At 40.1% G+C, this 18,284-nt stretch carries 15 protein-coding genes; 5 read left to right on the top strand and 10 right to left on the bottom strand.

Annotated elements, in window-relative coordinates; genetic code table 11:
* Nucleotides 1-156 precede the first annotated feature (156 nt).
* Both KK060_RS11985 and KK060_RS11980 read left to right on the top strand, forming a co-directional pair.
* The gene (locus tag KK060_RS11985; RefSeq protein WP_254153972.1) at nucleotides 157-954 is read left to right on the top strand and encodes a hypothetical protein; all 798 of its coding nucleotides are present in this window, start codon (nucleotides 157-159) and stop codon (nucleotides 952-954) included.
* A gap of 322 nt (nucleotides 955-1,276) precedes the next feature.
* Nucleotides 1,277-4,090, top strand: a complete 2,814-nt coding sequence (locus tag KK060_RS11980) for a WG repeat-containing protein (RefSeq protein WP_254153971.1) — start codon at nucleotides 1,277-1,279, stop codon at nucleotides 4,088-4,090.
* A 66-nt stretch (nucleotides 4,091-4,156) separates the two neighbouring features.
* Here the strand turns inward: KK060_RS11980 and KK060_RS11975 are convergent, their stop codons facing one another.
* Nucleotides 4,157-4,783 (bottom strand): 3-keto-disaccharide hydrolase, encoded by a 627-nt coding sequence (locus tag KK060_RS11975; protein WP_437124576.1) that lies wholly within the window; start codon nucleotides 4,781-4,783, stop codon nucleotides 4,157-4,159.
* A gap of 138 nt (nucleotides 4,784-4,921) precedes the next feature.
* The gene (locus KK060_RS11970; protein ID WP_254153970.1) at nucleotides 4,922-5,995 is read right to left on the bottom strand and encodes an arginyl-tRNA--protein arginylyltransferase; all 1,074 of its coding nucleotides are present in this window, start codon (nucleotides 5,993-5,995) and stop codon (nucleotides 4,922-4,924) included.
* A 396-nt stretch (nucleotides 5,996-6,391) separates the two neighbouring features.
* Between KK060_RS11970 and KK060_RS11965 the strand changes: the two genes are divergently transcribed.
* Nucleotides 6,392-7,093 carry a hypothetical protein gene (locus KK060_RS11965; RefSeq protein ID WP_254153969.1) on the top strand — a complete coding sequence of 234 codons (702 nt, stop codon included), beginning with the start codon at nucleotides 6,392-6,394 and terminating at the stop codon, nucleotides 7,091-7,093.
* Nucleotides 7,094-7,158: 65 nt separating this feature from the next.
* Here KK060_RS11965 and KK060_RS11960 read toward each other — a convergent pair whose 3' ends face one another.
* Genes KK060_RS11960 through KK060_RS11935 form a run of 6 tightly spaced genes read right to left on the bottom strand, consistent with a single transcriptional unit; the run spans nucleotide 7,159 to nucleotide 12,604 of the window.
* Nucleotides 7,159-7,599 (bottom strand): hypothetical protein, encoded by a 441-nt coding sequence (locus tag KK060_RS11960; RefSeq protein ID WP_254153968.1) that lies wholly within the window; start codon nucleotides 7,597-7,599, stop codon nucleotides 7,159-7,161.
* A gap of 2 nt (nucleotides 7,600-7,601) precedes the next feature.
* The gene (locus KK060_RS11955; RefSeq protein ID WP_254153967.1) at nucleotides 7,602-8,861 is read right to left on the bottom strand and encodes an ABC transporter permease; all 1,260 of its coding nucleotides are present in this window, start codon (nucleotides 8,859-8,861) and stop codon (nucleotides 7,602-7,604) included.
* A 10-nt stretch (nucleotides 8,862-8,871) separates the two neighbouring features.
* On the bottom strand, nucleotides 8,872-9,498 hold the full coding sequence (locus KK060_RS11950) for an ABC transporter ATP-binding protein (RefSeq protein ID WP_254153966.1): 627 nt from the start codon (nucleotides 9,496-9,498) through the stop codon (nucleotides 8,872-8,874).
* Nucleotides 9,499-9,549: 51 nt separating this feature from the next.
* Nucleotides 9,550-10,677, bottom strand: a complete 1,128-nt coding sequence (locus tag KK060_RS11945) for an OmpA family protein (protein ID WP_254153965.1) — start codon at nucleotides 10,675-10,677, stop codon at nucleotides 9,550-9,552.
* Nucleotides 10,678-10,691: 14 nt separating this feature from the next.
* Nucleotides 10,692-11,807, bottom strand: a complete 1,116-nt coding sequence (locus KK060_RS11940; protein WP_254153964.1) for a LysM peptidoglycan-binding domain-containing protein — start codon at nucleotides 11,805-11,807, stop codon at nucleotides 10,692-10,694.
* A complete protein-coding gene (locus tag KK060_RS11935) occupies nucleotides 11,804-12,604 on the bottom strand; it encodes a DUF4905 domain-containing protein (RefSeq protein WP_254153963.1) in 801 nt (266 codons plus the stop codon). The genes KK060_RS11940 and KK060_RS11935 overlap by 4 nt, the downstream gene beginning before the upstream one ends.
* Nucleotides 12,605-12,639: 35 nt before the next feature.
* Between KK060_RS11935 and KK060_RS11930 the strand changes: the two genes are divergently transcribed.
* Nucleotides 12,640-13,971: an NfeD family protein gene (locus KK060_RS11930; protein WP_254153962.1), complete on the top strand. Its 1,332-nt coding sequence runs from the start codon at nucleotides 12,640-12,642 to the stop codon at nucleotides 13,969-13,971.
* A gap of 46 nt (nucleotides 13,972-14,017) precedes the next feature.
* The gene (kdsB, locus tag KK060_RS11925) at nucleotides 14,018-14,773 is read left to right on the top strand and encodes a 3-deoxy-manno-octulosonate cytidylyltransferase (protein ID WP_254153961.1); all 756 of its coding nucleotides are present in this window, start codon (nucleotides 14,018-14,020) and stop codon (nucleotides 14,771-14,773) included.
* A 267-nt stretch (nucleotides 14,774-15,040) separates the two neighbouring features.
* Here the strand turns inward: kdsB and KK060_RS11920 are convergent, their stop codons facing one another.
* Nucleotides 15,041-16,039: an alpha/beta hydrolase gene (locus tag KK060_RS11920; protein ID WP_254153960.1), complete on the bottom strand. Its 999-nt coding sequence runs from the start codon at nucleotides 16,037-16,039 to the stop codon at nucleotides 15,041-15,043.
* A gap of 22 nt (nucleotides 16,040-16,061) precedes the next feature.
* Entirely contained in the window at nucleotides 16,062-17,990 is a 1,929-nt protein-coding gene (locus KK060_RS11915) for a tetratricopeptide repeat-containing sensor histidine kinase (protein ID WP_254153959.1), read from the bottom strand.
* Nucleotides 17,991-18,284 lie beyond the last annotated feature (294 nt).

The raw sequence follows: 18,284 nt of genomic DNA, 5'->3' as shown, positions 1-18,284 counted from the left end.
CGTAGATAACCCGTATATAATCCGTATATAACCCGTAGATAACCCGTACCTTAAAGAGACGGGTTATCTACGGGTCACCTACCTGAAACCTTTGAATTACATACCTTTTTACCTACCTTTATACTACGCTTAACCGTAACTAAAACCCTACTCATCATGGCTATACTATCCTCAGAAATCACCTTTACAGGTTCTATCGGTCAGCTTTCTGCATATAAAATGCGTGGCAGTGACAAGATCATCATCCGCAAAAAAGGTGGTGCCTCCAAAGAAAAAATCAAACATGACGCTGCCTTTGCAAATACAAGGCGTGTAAATGCCGAATTCGGTGGTCGTGCTACGGCCAGCAAATGGATTATGAAGATGCTATCGCGTGTAAAACCTCTGGCTGACTATAACGTTGCAGGATCGCTGAACTCTTTGTTAAAACCTATTCAGATGGGAAGTGAAGGAGTTTATGGCAAGCGCGGCATTGAGCTCTCCCAAAAACCTCATCTGCTGGAAGGATTCTCGCTCAACAGAATTACACCAATAGAATCGGTGATCAGAACACCGATTGTCTGTTCTGTTTCAAGAGAGAATTTATCAGCGCGCATTGAAATCCCTGCGCTAGTCCCGGATATCAACTTTCAGGTGCACCAGAGGCATCCCATGTATAAGATCATTGCTGTGCTTGGCATTGTTCCTGATCTCTTTCACCAAGAGTGGGGATACAGTCCTTCGGATCGTGCTTATGACAATATCTATCCTGAAATAACAGCGACAGAATGGATGCCCTCACTAAAAGAATCCGCTCCTACTGTGCTCGAGCTCGCTTATAGCGGTACTCAGCTCCCTGATAACAAATTCAGCATCATGCTATCAGTAGGTATCTGCTATGGTAAGATGACTGACACAAACACGATTGAACAAGTAAAGCATGCGGGTAGTGCTAAAATCTTCTCAGTCAGGTAACGTGTTCTTGTTCGAGGTTCTGGGTTCTGAGTTGTTTAAGGTTTAAGGTTTCGATAACATTAAAACAACCTGAAACTTGTAACTTTTAACAACCCCGGAACCCAGAACTTTGAACACACAACTTAAACATCTGCCTAACTTTTCTTTTCGTCACCAATACATATTCACCTTTATTTTTATCATCTTTGTAAGGGCAATAAGCCCCCTATATGCTCACTACATCTTTAGATCAAAGCAGCAGTATATCATCGCTTTGTCTCATTCTTTGGTTACCTGAAGTGCACGGTTTAAGTTCTCAGCTACTATAGTTACAAATCAATATATGTTTATTAAAAAAGAATTGCGTTTACCTCGTCTATTCTTATTGGTGCTGCTACCTGTTTTACTAAGCAAATGCAGTATTAAAGAAACAACTACCAACCTCAACGAAACATCTACCCTCTACCCGATAAAGGAAAATGCAAAGTGGGGTTATATGGACCAGACCGGAAAGGTTATCGTTCCTCCGGATTTTGACTATGCCTGGGACTTCTCTGAAGGTCTCGGCCGCTTCAAGCGCAAAGGCAAATATGGTTTTGTTAACGCCAAAGGTGAGATCGCTATTCAGCCATCCTTTGCTTACGCGGATGATTTTAAAGGCGAATACACACGGGTGAATACAAAAGACACTGTCATTTACGATGTGTTTTTCGATGGTTATAATTTGCTTTCCAACTGGACCTTCATGAACAAGAAGGGTGTGGTGTTCAGTAAAACCTTTACTGTTGCAGAACCTGTTAAAGGAGGTTACGCTGCAGTTAAAAACATCAATAGTTATGAGACTCCCTACAGTTATGTGTCTTTCGTTAACGGCGAGCTGATTTCAAGTGAAAGAATTACAGAAGCTATCTTCAGTTACAATGGTCATGATCTGGCACCTGCGTTAGATCCTAATACCGGTAAACTCGGGCTGATCGACAAAGAAGAACAGTGGATCGTACAACCCGTCTTTGACGAGCTTGCACCACTATCAGAAGGACTTGCTGCTGCTAAGAAAGATAACCTTTATGGATATATAGATACAGATGGCAACTGGGTTTATCAACATGTTGTTCCTGTTAACGGCAATACATTCTACAACCTTCAATACGATTTTAAACCGTTCACGCATGGGCTAGCGGCCGTGAGGTTTGGTTCTGACTCGTATGGCTACATCACAAAAGAAGGCAAAACGGCTTTTAAGCAGCAATTCAAGTCTGTTTCTTCCTTTAATGCCGAAGGCTATGCCATTGTTTCAACAGAGAAAGGAACCGGACTTATTGATACGAAAGGCTATTTTGTAATTAAGCCACACCTGGATATTCAACAGGTAGAACAAGGCCTTGTGATCTATCGCGGAGCAGATGGCTACGGGGTAAAAGATCTTAAAACACTAAAAGATATTATTACGCCATCGCACACAGAGGTGTCACTTGCAGGAAACTTAATAAGAATCAGAGAGGCTGGTGCTACACTTGGATACATCAACAAGGACGGAGCCTTTTCCATTGCACCTCAATTCAATTCAGCATGGAATTTCGAAAACGGGAAAGCCAAGGTAGGACTCAACGAAAAAATCGTTTATATAGATAAAACAGGCAAGGTGTTAGGTGACGTACCCATAGAAGAACAACCTTATTACTCTGGCAATTCATCTGCATTATATACCTGGGTTGATGAGAAAGGTAAATTTGGATTTCAAAAGTCAGCCACGGGTGAATTAGCGATTCCTGCTACATTTGATTTTGCAGCGAACTATGAAGGCGAGCTTGCACGGGTAAATATAGGCGCAACGCTTAATGAAGAGAACTACGCCTACTACGGGGGCAAATGGGGATTGATTGACGCAACGGGTAAGGCTATCATAGCTCCATCGTATGAGCTGATCCTTCCTTTCAGAAAAGGTATAGCGCTGGTAAATGCGGGAGGAGATGCTAATTATACATTATGCGAAGCGGATTGTGATGAAGAGATCTACTACAGCTGCGCGGGAGGTAAATGGGGCTTGCTTAATGACAAGGGAAGCTTGATCATAGAACCTGAATATGATAACATTATTCCTTTTGGAGATAACTATCTTGTGCTTGAAGGAGAACGCTATGGGTTAATAAATGCAGAAGGATCAAAGCTCTATCCTGCCAGTCTGAATGTTAGCTTAGGTGAAGAAGGTTCTGTACAAACATTGTACGACACCAAATATATCCGTGCGTTTGAAAATGGTAAGGCAGGCATTATTGACAACAATGGCAAGTGGATTCTAAAACCACAATATGAAGACATCCTCTTCTCAGAAGATAGTTCGACTCCATATGTAGAAGGTACAGTGCTGGTCAGGAATAACAATAAATGGGGAGCTGTTAACGAAGCTGGCGTGTTGCTTATACCTATTGTGTATGATGAAATCCGTCCTTTTTCTAACGGACTGGCTGGCATCAAAAAGAATGAAAAGTGGGGCTTTATAAACAAGAGCAATCAAATAGTTATTGAACCGAAGTTCTATAGCGTAAGGGATTTTCAGGGAGAGGTTGCCATTGTGCAGCAAACTGAGAATAGTGGTGAAGGTGTTATCAACAACAAAGGCGTGTTTGTCTTCCATGCAGATTCAACAACAACTATTGATACTGATGGATTTAAAGATGGCTTATGCATCATAAGAAGTATAGGAACAGCAGAAGAAGCCGGCATTGTAAAAACTTCTTGTGGTGTAATTGATAGCAATGGGAAAGTTCTGTTTAACAAGAATGCGTTAAGCGATGTGCGCATACAACCAAACGGGATCATTTATGTTGTTAAGAATAATAAATGGGCTATGGCCGATGGTAAAGGAGCAATGCTAACAGGATTTGATTTTGATTGGATCGAACCTTACAATGGCCAGGAATTAATTCGCTGCAACATAGGTGGTGAAATATCTTACGATGAATATGGTGGTTCGGAAGAATTCTATGGTGGAATGTGGGGTTTGATAGATAAAACAGGCAAGTTGCGTGTAGCTATGAAGTTTGCAGAAATAGGACCCTTTAATGATGGTCTTGCCTATGCACGCTCGGGTGAAGACCTTGACAAGGTAGGTTATGTTGATTTTAAAGGCAATGTAATCCGCGAGATGAAGAAATAAAAGACATATAGAAACATAAAAAAAGCAGAGAACCTACTCTGCTTTTTTTATGTGTTCACGTGTTCGTTAATCGGCTAAAGGTTTAACCATAACGTCTTTATAATATACTAAACTTTCCGGATCGTGACCTTGCAATGCAAAGGTGCCGCTTGAAAGCCTGCTATCTGCACCAACAGTATATTCATTAATTACTTTATCATTCACCTTAACGGTGATTTTATTTCCTTGTACAATGATGTGTTGTGTAAACCATTCGTTGTCTTTATGAGGTGCTTCCTTTATGTCCTGTACTGCGTAAATGCTGGAAGTTTTACGCCAGTCAGTATGCGTAGCGTTAACTTGTATCTCATATCCTTTTGAAGGCCAGCCAGTCTCCTGATATTGTGTATGAATAAACATACCGGAGTTAGATCCGGGTGTAGTCATTACCTTAGCCTTAAACTCAAAGTTCTTGAAGTTATGATTATTAACAGGTCCGTCATAAAAGAGATGGGCGCGGTTACCGTGAACTACGATCATGCCATCTTTAATGGTGAAGGTGCCAGGGTTTTCACTTACTTTCCATCCATCAAATGTTTTACCATCGAAGAGTTTAATCCAGCCCTTTTTTTGAGCTGATGAATCTATCGCCATTAAGCAAATAAAGGCTGCCAGTGCAAATAATACTAAAGCTTTTTGTGATCGTGCGCTCATAAATTTATATTAATGTATAGCTGAAAGTAGAATTTCAGTGCTATTTAAAAAACGACTAATCTTTATTCTGGTAATTATCTTCTTTAAGCTATCAAATAGCATATCCAAATGGTGGATTACCTTTCAACAGCGCGGTAACTAAAACACGGCACTTTGAAGAGAATCATCCTCGGAGCTTAGATGTACTAAAAGAACATTAACCATGGGCAGTGGGTCTTCAGACGAAAAAACATCGTACTCTACCTTTAAGAGATGTGATGTAAAAACTCCATCTGTATTAGGGGCGTTGGATGTCCATACACTTCGGCATTGCATGAGGTGATACTGGTTATCCCTCACATCATAAATAATAACTAAATGGCCGGCACCCGCCAGCTTATGCGGGCAGTTGACAAGTAAAGGAAAATCGAATAACTCAAAGCCAATTAAGTCAGGAACAAGATTAGCATCGAAATACTCATACTTCATGATGTTACCCTGCAATTGAGAGCGATCCATAAAGAAGCGTAGTTCTTCAAGCTTATTCCGCATTACTCGTAGGGGAATATCAGCATCAGAAAAGCCCGTAATCGGCATCCATCGGTTTGTTTGCAGTTGAAGATATTGAAGGGATGATTTGTGAATCTCCAACTTATAATCGAAAGCAGCGTAGCCAGGAACAAAGTAACCAGGATAAAAGTAAAGCATACCCAGGCTTTTACAATAGTCTATCTTTGAATAGATAAGAAATTTTCCGAGGCTGTGTTTCTTGTATTCGGGATCGTAAAAACTAGTTATGCCTGCAGCACTGTTTCTTCCCAGGTCAAAAAAACCTGAAGCGATCAATTTGCTGCCATCGTAAATATTTACTTCGTGCGTATTATAGATATTCTGGTGGGCTACTCCATACAAAAGATTGCGAAGCGAAGAGGATGCCTGAAACTCTATCCCCTGTCTGTACTTCGAGTAAAGCGCTTCCTTTTCATCAGTAATAGAAGCACGTTGAAATTCTATTCTAAAGTCCTGGTTTCGCTTTAACAATTTTACTTGTTGCTTATCAGGATAAATATTATCAAGGTTTACCCGTAACCAGATTGCACTGAAATACTCCTCTTTGAAATTCAGAAAGTTGGTGTGAAAGATTGTCTGACCCATTCTGAACCAACCCTGTTTCAGGTATTCATCGAGCTCCTGTGGACTTAAATGGTTTGGGTGGTGTGCCTGTGCAAGCATTTCAAGATTAAAAGCCTATTATAATAAAGATTAGATAAAAGCAGAAAGATATTTTTTGGATAGACTCCTAAAGGGCCTAACGCCGGGTTCAAAACTACTGTTTTTAATATGCGGAGTCGGCTTAAGCTGTCATTCAGTTTTACTCAAACCGTTGCGATACAGCAATACCAAGCAGCCAATTTCTTTCGTGGCAAGAATAGAACAGCTCTGTTGATTTTTTCAACATCGGGTATAACAGATTTGAAAAGCCTTTCTCCTTCCGGTTATCGCCAACTATTGTTATCAGTCGACTTTTAAGCAAGGTTAATCTGAGCCCTAGTTGTTATCCTTAAAACGGTATGAAAGTTTCTTAAAGTGTTTCAGACTTTAATCTTATAAACAAACAATATATACGTTATGAAAAAACTATTTTTAACTACATATGCCGTGGCTTTAATTGGTGTTGCGGCTTTTGCTCAGCAACAGGACTCTAAAGAAAACAACCAGTACAGAAGCACCAGGCAGAAAACCCAACAAGCTGTTGACACTACTGCTGCCGATATTGAAAGAGGTGCAGAGAGAACAGGACGCGATATTCAACAAGGAGCAGATCGTGCGGGTAACCAGGTTCGTGAAGGAGCACAAAATGCAGGTAACCAAATAGAGCAAACTGCTGACGAAACAAGAAGCAATGTTCAGCAAAATGCAGAACAGGCAAGTCAGAACTTCAGAGACGAATCAGAAAAAGCAATTAACAGTGTTCAGGACGAGGGCCAAACCTCTTCTCAACCAGGTCAAAATACAACAACCCAGGGAACGCAGTCATCAGGACAAAAACCGTCAATGTCTTCTGAATCAGGTACAACACCTCAAGGGTCGACAGCTATGACCAGCGGAGACATGGTACAACATGACGTTGATGTTGTTGAAGAGAAGGAAGGTCCAAACAATGAAGTGGTTTATAAGTACCAGGGAGATCTGTACTATGTAGACAGAACTAAAAATGAACTTGTAAAAGCAGATGAATCTCAGCTAAAAGATTCTGAACACAAAGTAATGGTTAAAGACAACACTACAACTACCGCAGACAAGAGTAGCAAGAAAAAAGGCCGTTCATAAGAATTAAAGAATGGATCCTCGAAAAGTCATAGCCTATAGGGTTATGACTTTTTTATTTTCAAGACTTACTTGACAAGTACTGCATCCTTTAAGATGAAATTAACGTGATCGACGTCATCAGCATTCAGTTGTAGCTTGCCCCTTACGGTAATTAAATCATCTACCTGAAACTTACCAGGATCTTTGGCAAACGTAACTTCTGCTATTGACTCCGGACCTCCACCTCCACAGAAGAAGCACTGACTCATCGGATATTTCGAAATAATGATATAGTTACCATCTTCGGGAGCAAAGGGAACATAGAATCCCTTAACCGTAATTTCTTTTCCGACCTGTGCTTTTAACTCAGCAGGAAAATTAGGATAGAAAATATACTCACCCAGCTTTTCGTAGTATTTAGGCTCAAACTTCGTTTTAGCAAACTCATTCCAGGTATCTGATTTCCCCTGAGCATAAACGAAGCTTAGAACTGAACCTAGTACGATTGTCAATAATATCTTTTTCATATCTAATTACCTGCAAGAACTTTTGAAATATCCGTTCGATAAGCCTGAAACGCTGGTATTACCGAACTCACTAAACCTAACAACAAACTCCCAACCAAAATTATCCATTCATCAACATAAAAGACAAGACCGTTTATTCCGGCTTTCTGAGTTTCTTCAAGCATGTTACCCAGTAATGTTACAACAAGGTGCCCCAAAATAAGTCCAGCGAGAGCTCCGAAAAAAGTTAACAGCACCCCCTCCAGGATTACTGATACAAACAATTTTTGCTTTGTTGCTCCCATTGACCGCATGATGGCAAGGTCATATCGTCTTTCTTTCAGCGAGTTGTAAAGTGCAATGAAGATACTCAAGCCCGAAATGAATATCAGCACGAAAGCAAAACCATTAAGAATATTAAGGCCTACTCCCATAATTGAAAATAACCGTGCTGTTTCGAAGGCTGGTGATGCTGCCTGCATGGTTGACTGGCTATTAACAAAACGGGGTAACTGTATGGCGCCCATTGGCGAGCGATAACGAATTAACATGGAAGTAATTTCTTTTGTAGTGTCACCTGCCTCAACACCGGGCACCAGTAAAGATGAATTCGTGACCGCTACATAATCGTGTGCTTTTTCCTCTTCGCCATGTTCTTCTTCCTCATGTTCTTCATGTACCTTCCATATACTTTGAACGCTCGTGAATATAAGGTTATCTATTACGCTTTGCGATTTTTGTAAAATACCCTTCACCTTAAAATGCATGGCATCGTGAGAATGACCATCAGCGGAAAGCCCATGCGTACTCGTAAACTCATCGTTTAACCTAAGCTGAAGCTGTGCTGCTACATTAGCGCCAATAGTTACTTCCATAACCTCCTTGTACCAGCCTCCCTCCCTGACTTCCGCTTCGTAAAGCTGAGGATAATCGATAGTAGTGCCGATGATCCTGAAACCCTGATAGCTATCACCCAATGCGAGCGGAATGGCTTTCTTTACAAGCCTGTTTTTTGCAATCTTTTCAGCTTCAGCAAGATTTATATTTCCTGTTGGAAAATCCATATGGAAGATATTGCAGAGTATAAGCTGAAGCGGACTGCCTTTAGCACCCACTACAAGATCAATACCTTTTGCATTACGTGTGATGTTTTCCTCAAGCTGCTTATTAAAGATCAACAGGATAGTTATCACAGCTATACCCAAGCTCAATAGAATGATATTAAGCACCGTGTTAAGTGGCCTTGCTTTTAAATAATTCCAGACAAGAGAAAAGAGATTCATGTATGTAAGCCTACAAAGTAATTTGTTTAGGAATATGAGATTTTAACCTTTGATCATGTGTAGCAATAATCAATGCTGACTTATTCTGCGAAGAAATATCAGCAAGTAATTCAATTACAAGTTCGCAATTTTTATCATCAAGTGCAGATGTTGGCTCATCTGCAAAAATAATAGATGGTTTATTCAGGATGGCCCTGGCAATTGCTACACGCTGTGCCTGCCCCTGGCTCAACTCTTGTATCCTGCTATTCTTTTTATCACCAATACCTAACTGACGTAATACTTCGTCTACACGTTCTGACCGTTGTGGTAAACCCGCCAGGTATGGTGACATAAGCAGATTGTTCTTAACAGACAGCGCACTTATCAAATGATTGCGTTGAAATATAAAACCTATGTGTTGGCCTCTGAAGTGATCCAGAGCAGAACCTTTAAGCTTCGTTATCTCGTGACCATTTATATGAATGGCACCTTGTTGACTTTTTAATAACCCGCTTAATAGATGGAGAAAAGTTGTTTTACCACTCCCTGACTCCCCCAACAGCAAACACTGTTCTGCTGCCGATAAATTAACATCCGGAAAACGTAACTGTTTTCCATTTGGATATTGATAAGAAAGAGATGCTGATCTAATCATTTCTAAGGAACAATGTATGAAATTTAAAACATCGTGAGTAACCAGAGAAAATTATGGCCTCATTACCTGTACAAATTTCACTTCAACTCGTCTGTTTTGCTTTCTTCCTTCTTCGGAAGTACCTGGTACAAGCGGTCTTTGTTTTCCGTAAGCATACGTTTTTATTCTCTTTGAATCAACACCTTTTATACGAAGGTACTCTGCTACTGCGTTTGCGCGCCTTTGTGATAGTGTTATATTGTACTTATCGCTTCCCTGGTCATCGGTATGACCAGACACTTCGATGTTTACGTCAGGATTGCTAATCATGAAACTGATAACCGGATCAAGCGCATTTAAACTTTCCTTAATTAATTTATGGCTATTAAATTCAAATTGAATATTACTGAGAATGTAGTTCTTGTTAACTGCAAACGCTTCTGGTACAGGCTTTGAAAAGACAGTATCTGCTACTTCAGATGTAAACTTAGGTCTTACCTCAACACCGTCAATATAATAGTAAGAAGCTGCAGCGAGCATAGGCTCACCAATGGAGCGTGAAATGATTTCGTAGCTTTTCGTTTCTTCGTTAGAAGAGAAGTTTCCTATTATAATATTCCTTTCAGCTCCTTTAGCTTTATACTCAAAATTAACCCACTCCCATGTCCCTGTGTTTTCAGTAAAAGCAGAATCGTTTATCACGTTAAGTGTAGGCTCAACTTTCAATAACTTATCGTGCCGTACTTTTGGAAGTTGATCAATCAACAAAACACCAATTCTATCAATCGAGAATTTTGAATAAGAAGACAGCTTGTAATGAAATGAAATAATATAGGTTGAATCTTTCAGCAAAGGAGATTCTAATGCTGCATAAAAATATTCCCTGTAATCTTTATCATCATCCATCCAAAGAAAAAGACCTCCATAGCCTGATCCCTCAAATGCTTCTGATACACCTGCCCAATTATAAGGTACATCTGCGTCTCCTTCACTGCATGCATGAAAATAATCAGGGGTACCGAGGCCTACTTGCTTCCAACCGGAAACCTTAAGGTCTGCAGGGGATTGGCAAAAAGAACCGGGACATGCATCAACATATTCGAAGCTTCCGTTGCTGACAAGATTCTGAGCTTGCAGGTTGCTGCATAAAAGGCAGCACGCCAAAGCAAGGCAAAAGAAGAATGAATTGTTGATCGTCAAAGAAAGAAAATTCGCTATTTATAATAGGTAACTTCTACTCTAAATTTTGGATCTATGGCTCCTAGCCTGTCGTAAGCTGACTTGGAAATTCTTATTACAACCTTATCAGTCATTGCTGTTTCAGGGAGCTTGCCCATAACACGAACAAAAACTTCGCGGTTGTTCATTTCATTTCGAACTTTAAGGATCGTTCCTACCGGCGCCGTGCGATGCAACGCCAGGTACTTCCGATTACCGTCAGTTCCTTCAATAAGCTCAGCAAGGCCAGCCTCTACTACTTCATCGCCGCTTCTAACTGATTCAGAAATTTTGATAGTTTGTTCCTTAACCTCTTGCTTAGCTGGCTCTTTAGGCTCTTCCTTTACTACAGGCACTTCTTTCTTCTCAACTGAAGCCACAGGTTGGGCGACTTCCTTTTTTTCGGTAACTACGGTGGCCGCTTCTTTCTTTTCTTCTACAACTACAGGTGTAGTATGTGAAGTATTTGAAGCAACGACAGCAGGTGATTGTTTAACAGCTGAATTAGGTTGGGAGACAGAAAGCACCTGCCCTATTTTTAATTCGTTCCCTTCCAGGTTATTCCATTGCCTCAGTTGATCAACAGTAATATTATACTGTCTCGCAATAGAATACATGGTTTCCTTTTGTACTACAGTATGTGTGGTTGAATTGCTGCCTCGTGAAGTCTGCTCCTGCTGGTAACTTGCAGGCATGTTCACAGACGATCTCTTAGGAATAATTAGATCCTGACCAATAACCAAAGCATTGTCGGTAAGGTTATTTGCCTGTTTTAAATCATCCAGCGAAACGCCGTATTGCTTGGCTATAGAAAAAAGAGTTTCTTTTGGAGCGACCTTATGCGTATTGCTGCTTAATACCTTATTCTCTTTTTTAGTGTAGGGAACCTTTAGCAGCTGACCAATTTCAAGTCCAGAACCAGCTACAGAATTATATTCCAGAATGGCATCAACAGAAGCACCGTAACGTCTTGAGATAGCGTAAAGTGTTTCCTTCTCTTCTACCCTATGAATTACAAAAACTTTACCATTAATGGTTTCAACTCCTATTGAGTCATGCTCTTCAGGGGAGCTAAAAAATGAAAAACCAATAATTATCAATATTTTAATCATACCAACTTATAACAGACAAAAACGCTTCTATTTTGCACGAAAATTAAATATCCTGACACGATGAAAAAAGTATCTACCCCAATTCCTTGCAGATTCCTCCCAATCGTCTCCTTAATCACAAGATTACCTGCTTCATCTACTACTAACAAATAATTTACCAAATCATTCTCTTCCTGTGCATAAACTGAAATAATTATCAGGGAGTTAATTTCCAGATACTCGATCATGGAGAGCGCATTTAGTTGAAATCTGGTATTCAAAAATGTTTTTACCGTTTCAAAATGATTTGTTTGCTCGTAGTACTGTAACGGCTTAATGATAGAAAAATTTTGTCGCGGCGAAGTTATTACAGGGTTTGTTACAGGTACGCCGTCAGCGATGTTTAGAACCAACGGTTTAGCTCCCATCGAGGTATCTATCCCCGAGACATGGCTTTCTGAAATAGAACCGATGGAGAAATTGTTTCTCCACCATTTTATTTCTTGGGAATTAAAGTCGAAAGATATGAGGCTTTTTCTGTCAGGATTATTTGTATCGGTGTAGATATTGAATAGCAGGAGGTTTTCAGAAACTTCTGTAAGGCTTACCCACCACTTTTCTTCCAGCGTTATCTCGTCCCATAACATTTTTTTTCCAGAAAGATCGATAGCTGAAAACCGTACTTCCTTTAACTGAACATCCCTTATCTCTATGAATAGTAAATCTTTAGAAGGATGTGTATGAATATTCCATATTGCGCCATGAAATTGTTTTGTCAACCAAAGCTCTAATCCTGTATTTGAAATTTTATGAGACAATATCTTTTTATAGATTTATATAACCGTCCGAAGGTATGAAAAAACTATTTACACTTATTCTCTCTTTATTACCCATTACATTAATTCTCGGTCAGCAGAAGAATATCATGGTTATGGAGATCAAAAGTGAGATTGATGCTCCCATGAAAAGATATGTAGACCTGGCATTGAAACACGCGTCAGAAACGAAAGCAGAAATTGTAATCATAGAAATGGACACTTATGGCGGTGTGCTTACTGATGCGAAAGAAATCGTTGATCTCATCATGAAGCATAAAAGTCCTGTGTGGGTTTATATTAATTCAGATGCAGCTTCTGCTGGCGCTTTAATTTCTATAGCCTGCGACAGCATTTACATGTCACCAGGGGCGAGCATCGGCGCGGCCACTGTGGTTGATGGCTCTGGCCAGAAGGCACCAGACAAGTACCAGTCTTATATGCGATCAATTATGCGCGCTACCGCTGAAGAAAATGGAAGAAATCCACAAATAGCAGAAGGCATGGTAGATGAGAACCTTGTTATTGAAGGTATTAAGAAAGAAGGGCAAATCATAACCTTTTCAACATCAGAAGCTATACAACACGGCTTCTGCGATGCAAAGGTGGAATCGATAGAAGAAATACTAAAGCGCAACAACATCAGCAACTATCAACTTGACCGCTTTCAGTTGAGCGGAGCAGATCGCGTTATTGCGTTTTTCCTTAATCCATTTATTAGTGGGTTGCTCATACTTGTAATTATTGCAGGAATTTACTTTGAGATGCAGACGCCAGGAATCGGTTTTGCAGGGTTTGCTGCATTGGTGGCTCTTATTCTTTACCTAGTGCCCTACTATCTTAATGGGCTTGCTGAAAACTGGGAGATCATCGCCTTTTTTATAGGTATAATATTAATTGCTGTAGAAGTATTTGTGTTACCCGGTTTTGGCGTAGCTGGCATTTCGGGCATTATACTTACGTTGGGATCACTCGTTTTGATCATGATCAATAACGACACCTTCGACTTTGAGTTTGTTCCACTTAACAATATTACAGTAGCGGTAGCAGCAGCACTGGGGGGATTTTTAGGAGGAGGAATTTTACTTTTTGCCTTGGGCTCAAGGATAAGCAATACAAGATTTTACAGTAAAGTTGCGCTTACTGAAACCCAAGACAGGAAAGCTGGCTACACCGCATCATCCTATGATGCATCAATGGTAGGAACCAGAGGCACAGCACATACAATACTTAGACCGAGCGGTCGGGTAATGATTGGCGACAGAATCTTTGATGCCTACACCAGAGGCGAGTTTATAGAGAAAGGTGAAACTATTGAAGTTATCAGTGATGAAGGCACCAGTTTAAAAGTTAAATCGGTTCAGGATTAATAAACAAAAGCTTTCTTTATTTTTGAGACTTATCTAACAACATTAAGTGACTAAAATAATCGGTATTATCCCGGCGCGATATGCTTCAACCAGGTTTCCGGGAAAACCTCTGGTTGATATCAAGGGAAAAACAATGATTCAAAGGGTGTACGAGCAGGCAAAGAAGTGCTCGTCTCTTCAATCGGTAATTGTTGCAACAGACGATGAGCGTATACAAGGTGAGGTATTAAACTTTGGAGGAGAGGTGTGCATGACATCCAGCGCCCATCCTAGCGGAACCGATCGATGTGCTGAAGTTATAGAGAAGTTGAATTTGCAGTGCGATGCTGTAATCAACATTCAAGGCGATGAACCTTTTATAGACCCACAACAGATTGAACTTGTCTGTTCATGCTTTGCTGATGACCGCACTGAACTGGCTACATTGATAAAACCAGTTAAGCAGTCGGAGATTTTATTTAATCCCAACTCACCAAAAGTAGTTGTAGATAACGAAGGCTTTGCTATTTACTTTAGCCGACATCCTATCCCTTATCTTCGAGGGGTAGATCAGAAAGATTGGCTGAACCAGCATAGTTATTATCAACACATTGGTATTTACGGTTACAGAAGCAGTGCCTTAAGAAATATCACCAAACTTCTTCCTTCGACACTTGAAAAAGCTGAATCACTAGAGCAATTGCGCTGGATCGAGGCTGGATTGAAGATTAAAACTGCAATTACTACGCGGGAGACGCTTGCTATAGATACGCCGGATGATTTAGAGCGCATTTTAAAGAAATTACAGCTGAACGACTTGTAAACTTTAAGAGGGTGGTACAGGCATCAGGCTAATGTTAGTCTTGCCCTAGCTATCCCTCATTACTCCTCTAAGATTTCTCCACTCTTTCTACACTCCTGCTGCACTCTGTCTGCACTTCTCCGCTATCTTGGATGCATCTCAAAGGTCTGTGATTGATTTTGAAATTGAATATTCTTAGAGAATATGGAAGTACCGGAAACGTACTTTTTAGGGTAAATAAAGATAATAAAAATGATGCTAATTACCCGACGTTTTAGTTAAAACCGCCTAATTTTTAACAGGCATTTGAAGCGTTTGAATAGCAAACTCCCTCATCTCTTGATAAACACTTTCGACATCTTTGGAAGACAATGCGCCACCAATTACGTGAGCTTCTGCCGAAGGGATAGGCTTAGCTATTTTTAATTCAGATGGAGTACCGAGTTGCTCGTGCATCTCAAGCATGGCACTTACCTTCACTTCGGGGTCTTGCTCCTGCTCGTTTTTATAGTAATACAATGTTAAAACAGGCTGCTTAACTTTATTAAAAGTTTCCTTATTCATGCTTGTTGAGAGTAGCTCTTCAAGTTGCACTGCTGCCTCTAGCCTGTATTTCGCATCCCAATATTTAGATTTTATTGAATCTGTTTGGGAGACCCGATATTTTCCGTCCATTACCATTCGTGCTATATACAAACCCCACGGATCGTTAAGTAAAAAGGCAGCAGGATTGTTAATGGCTATATTAGGAGACAGGTTTATAAGTGCATGAACTTTGTCGGGGTATTGGGCTGCGAGCATAAGCGCCAGTGTTCCTCCAGTAGAAGTACTAATTATAATAACTTTTTTTCCGATGGCATTACCGATAGCTAACGCCTCTTTAGCACTGTTCCAAGCTCTTTCAGCTGTATAATTTAAAAGTGCTTCGGTTGTATCTATTCCGTGGTCAGCGAGCCGGGAGAGAAAAAGATTACATCCAAAATCTTTAGCAAATCTTTTATGAACCGGGTCTCCTTCTTTCTGACTGGCAGAAAAACCATGAAGGTAGATAACAGCATATTCTGTCTTTAACTTATTGCTATCAGCCCAAATAATCCTGGCTTCATTATCGGGTTTAATTTTATGCAGGCCTTCTTTCCGGATAATATAGTTCTCAAGGTCTTGCGGTTTTGAAGGTACTTCAGGATAGGTTACATTATATCGCGGGCGGGAAGGGGCGGGACCAATGAAATACAGCCCTGCCAGAACAATGAGGAGTACCATTACTTTAAATCTCTTAAATAGCATGGGAAGAGAATTGAGTGTAAAATTAAATGAGAACTTCTTCGTTCTTAGCCTGCAACGTAAAGGTAAATGTTGTTCCCTTACCAAGCTCACTCTTTACAGCAATAGTTCCGTTATTTTTCTCGACAAATTCCTTCGTTAACAACAAGCCGATACCAATGCCCTTTTCTTTATTGGTACCTTGCGTTGTAAAATGAGTTTCAGCGTTAAAAAGTTTACTGATATCATCTGAGCTTATGCCTACACCAGAATCAGACACCGATATTTGACAATATGTTTCTACAATACGCGACTTCAGATGTATTGATCCGCCCACGGGGTTAAACTTAATGGCATTGCTTATAAGATTACGCAGTACAAGGCCAACGTGGTTCTTATCAGCAAAGGCTATCACCTCCTCATCAATATCATTTATTATAGCAATGCTTTTCTTTTTAGCAGCTTCGCCAAACAATGCAATTTTTTCCTCTACCAATACTTTTAAATTCACCGGCGCGGGGTTTGCCTGCAATCCTCTCATCTGCGTTTGCGACCACATCAGAAGATTATCAAGATCCGCTTGAACAAAATCAAGGTTCTGCTTTAATATTGTGGTGTAATGAATAAACTCATCTTGTGTAAGGCTTGGCGTGCCAACCAATTCCATTAATGCCTTTAAACTGGCAAGGGGGCTGCGTAGATCATGACTAATGATGGAAAATAATTTATCTTTTGTGACATTCAAATTTCTTAACTGCAATGCCTGCGTGTTAATTTCTTTGTTTTTGTCCTCTAACTGTTTTTTGGCTATTGTGTTATGCCTGTTTGCATATAACAGTATGATGGCTACTATAATGAGTAGTAAAAGGCAACCAACATAGATGTATAACCACATTCTTTGGCTACCAATTGCCTCATCGCTAAGCTGTGCTTCTTTGGTAAGCAGTTGAATCTGTTTTTCCTTCATCTCGGCGTCAAATTTAGCTTGCATTAATGCGATTTGTTCGCTTTGCCGCTGAGCATAGAGAGAATCATGAAGTTCTATATACTTTGATTGATACTCATAAGCATGTGTGGTATCCTTTTTAGCCCGGTAAATGTCAGATATTAATTTGTAAGTTCTTTCCAACTCCTCTTTGTACCCAAACTGATGAGACAGCTCAATGCTTTCTTGCAAGTAAGCTAACGCCCTGTCATATTCGCCCATTTCCCTATATACCTTGCCTACTCGATGCAAACTGGATATTCTTAAGAAGGAGTTTGCTTCATCCTGCGATATCTTCAAGCTCCTTTTCAGGTGCTTTAGTGCGCTTGCATAATCCTTCTTTAATAAATAAATATCAGAAAGTGTTCTATTCGAAAAACCGACAACGTAAGTGTCGTTAATAGACTCACCAATTTTAAGAGCATAGGATACATAGTACAGACTTGAATCATAATTGGCAGTTTGCAGAAGGCTGTAGCCAATGTTGTTCATACTACGCGCCATTGTTTTCTTATCGCCAATTGACTGACTTACCCTGAATGCCTTTTTAAAATTCTCGATGGCCTTCTCATATTGCTTCTGTTCAAAGAGAATGGCTGCCATATTAATTAATGATTTCGCTATGGCGGATTTATCATTAAGGTCTTCGCTTACTTTTAAAGCCTGCGTAGAGAAGTCAAAGGATTTTGTGTAATCGCCTTTGCGGTATAATATCCATCCCAGATTCTCTAAGGCGACGCCCAAGCCTTTTTTATGGGACAGTAATTCCGCTAAATTTTTTGCTTCAATCGCGTATGACAGTGCTCTGTTATTGTCTTTTTCTCTTAGAGAAGAAACAAGTGTGTTTAGGAGGTAAACTTTATTGGTATCTACTGGTACTGATTTAACAAGAGATTCAAGGCTATCAATTTTCCTCTGCTGCGTAAACGAACGCAGTGGCATGAGTGACACCACTGTCAATAAGGATAGAAAAATAGATCGAAAAGCCATTTTAAAGGTTCCTAAGGGAAACCGCTATAAACATCTGCTAACTAATGATGTTTTGATCTAATTTTCCATTAAAACAACCGGCAAAACCTACATAACGCAAAAATGAGTCAGAATAACATGAATTAATGTTGCAATCGAGAATTCCGTCGCGGATGGCTAAATATGATGTTTTAACAAAAAAGCCCCTCCGTCTGAGGGGCTAAATCCTTCTTTGAAATTTTCATTTTAACCTAAAACTTATGAAGAAATTTCTACTCGTATGATGAAGGAACAGATCACAAAGTTTTAGTTAAG

It is taken from the genome of Chryseosolibacter indicum, assembly GCF_018598585.1.
GTDB lineage: Bacteria > Bacteroidota > Bacteroidia > Cytophagales > Cyclobacteriaceae > Chryseosolibacter > Chryseosolibacter indicus.
This window is presented reverse-complemented; position numbering and strand designations above follow the sequence as displayed.

Excerpts from the sequence above, each read along its gene's own strand:
- KK060_RS11985 (WP_254153972.1), top strand. The coding sequence starts at position 157 with ATGGCTATACTATCCTCAGAAATCACCTTTACAGGTTCTATCGGTCAG.
- KK060_RS11980 (WP_254153971.1), top strand. The coding sequence starts at position 1,277 with ATGTTTATTAAAAAAGAATTGCGTTTACCTCGTCTATTCTTATTGGTG.
- KK060_RS11975 (WP_437124576.1), bottom strand. The coding sequence starts at position 4,783 with ATGAGCGCACGATCACAAAAAGCTTTAGTATTATTTGCACTGGCAGCC.
- KK060_RS11970 (WP_254153970.1), bottom strand. The coding sequence starts at position 5,995 with ATGCTTGCACAGGCACACCACCCAAACCATTTAAGTCCACAGGAGCTC.
- KK060_RS11965 (WP_254153969.1), top strand. The coding sequence starts at position 6,392 with ATGAAAAAACTATTTTTAACTACATATGCCGTGGCTTTAATTGGTGTT.
- KK060_RS11960 (WP_254153968.1), bottom strand. The coding sequence starts at position 7,599 with ATGAAAAAGATATTATTGACAATCGTACTAGGTTCAGTTCTAAGCTTC.
- KK060_RS11955 (WP_254153967.1), bottom strand. The coding sequence starts at position 8,861 with ATGAATCTCTTTTCTCTTGTCTGGAATTATTTAAAAGCAAGGCCACTT.
- KK060_RS11950 (WP_254153966.1), bottom strand. The coding sequence starts at position 9,498 with ATGATTAGATCAGCATCTCTTTCTTATCAATATCCAAATGGAAAACAG.
- KK060_RS11940 (WP_254153964.1), bottom strand. The coding sequence starts at position 11,807 with ATGATTAAAATATTGATAATTATTGGTTTTTCATTTTTTAGCTCCCCT.
- KK060_RS11930 (WP_254153962.1), top strand. The coding sequence starts at position 12,640 with ATGAAAAAACTATTTACACTTATTCTCTCTTTATTACCCATTACATTA.
- KK060_RS11920 (WP_254153960.1), bottom strand. The coding sequence starts at position 16,039 with ATGCTATTTAAGAGATTTAAAGTAATGGTACTCCTCATTGTTCTGGCA.
- KK060_RS11915 (WP_254153959.1), bottom strand. The coding sequence starts at position 17,990 with ATGGCTTTTCGATCTATTTTTCTATCCTTATTGACAGTGGTGTCACTC.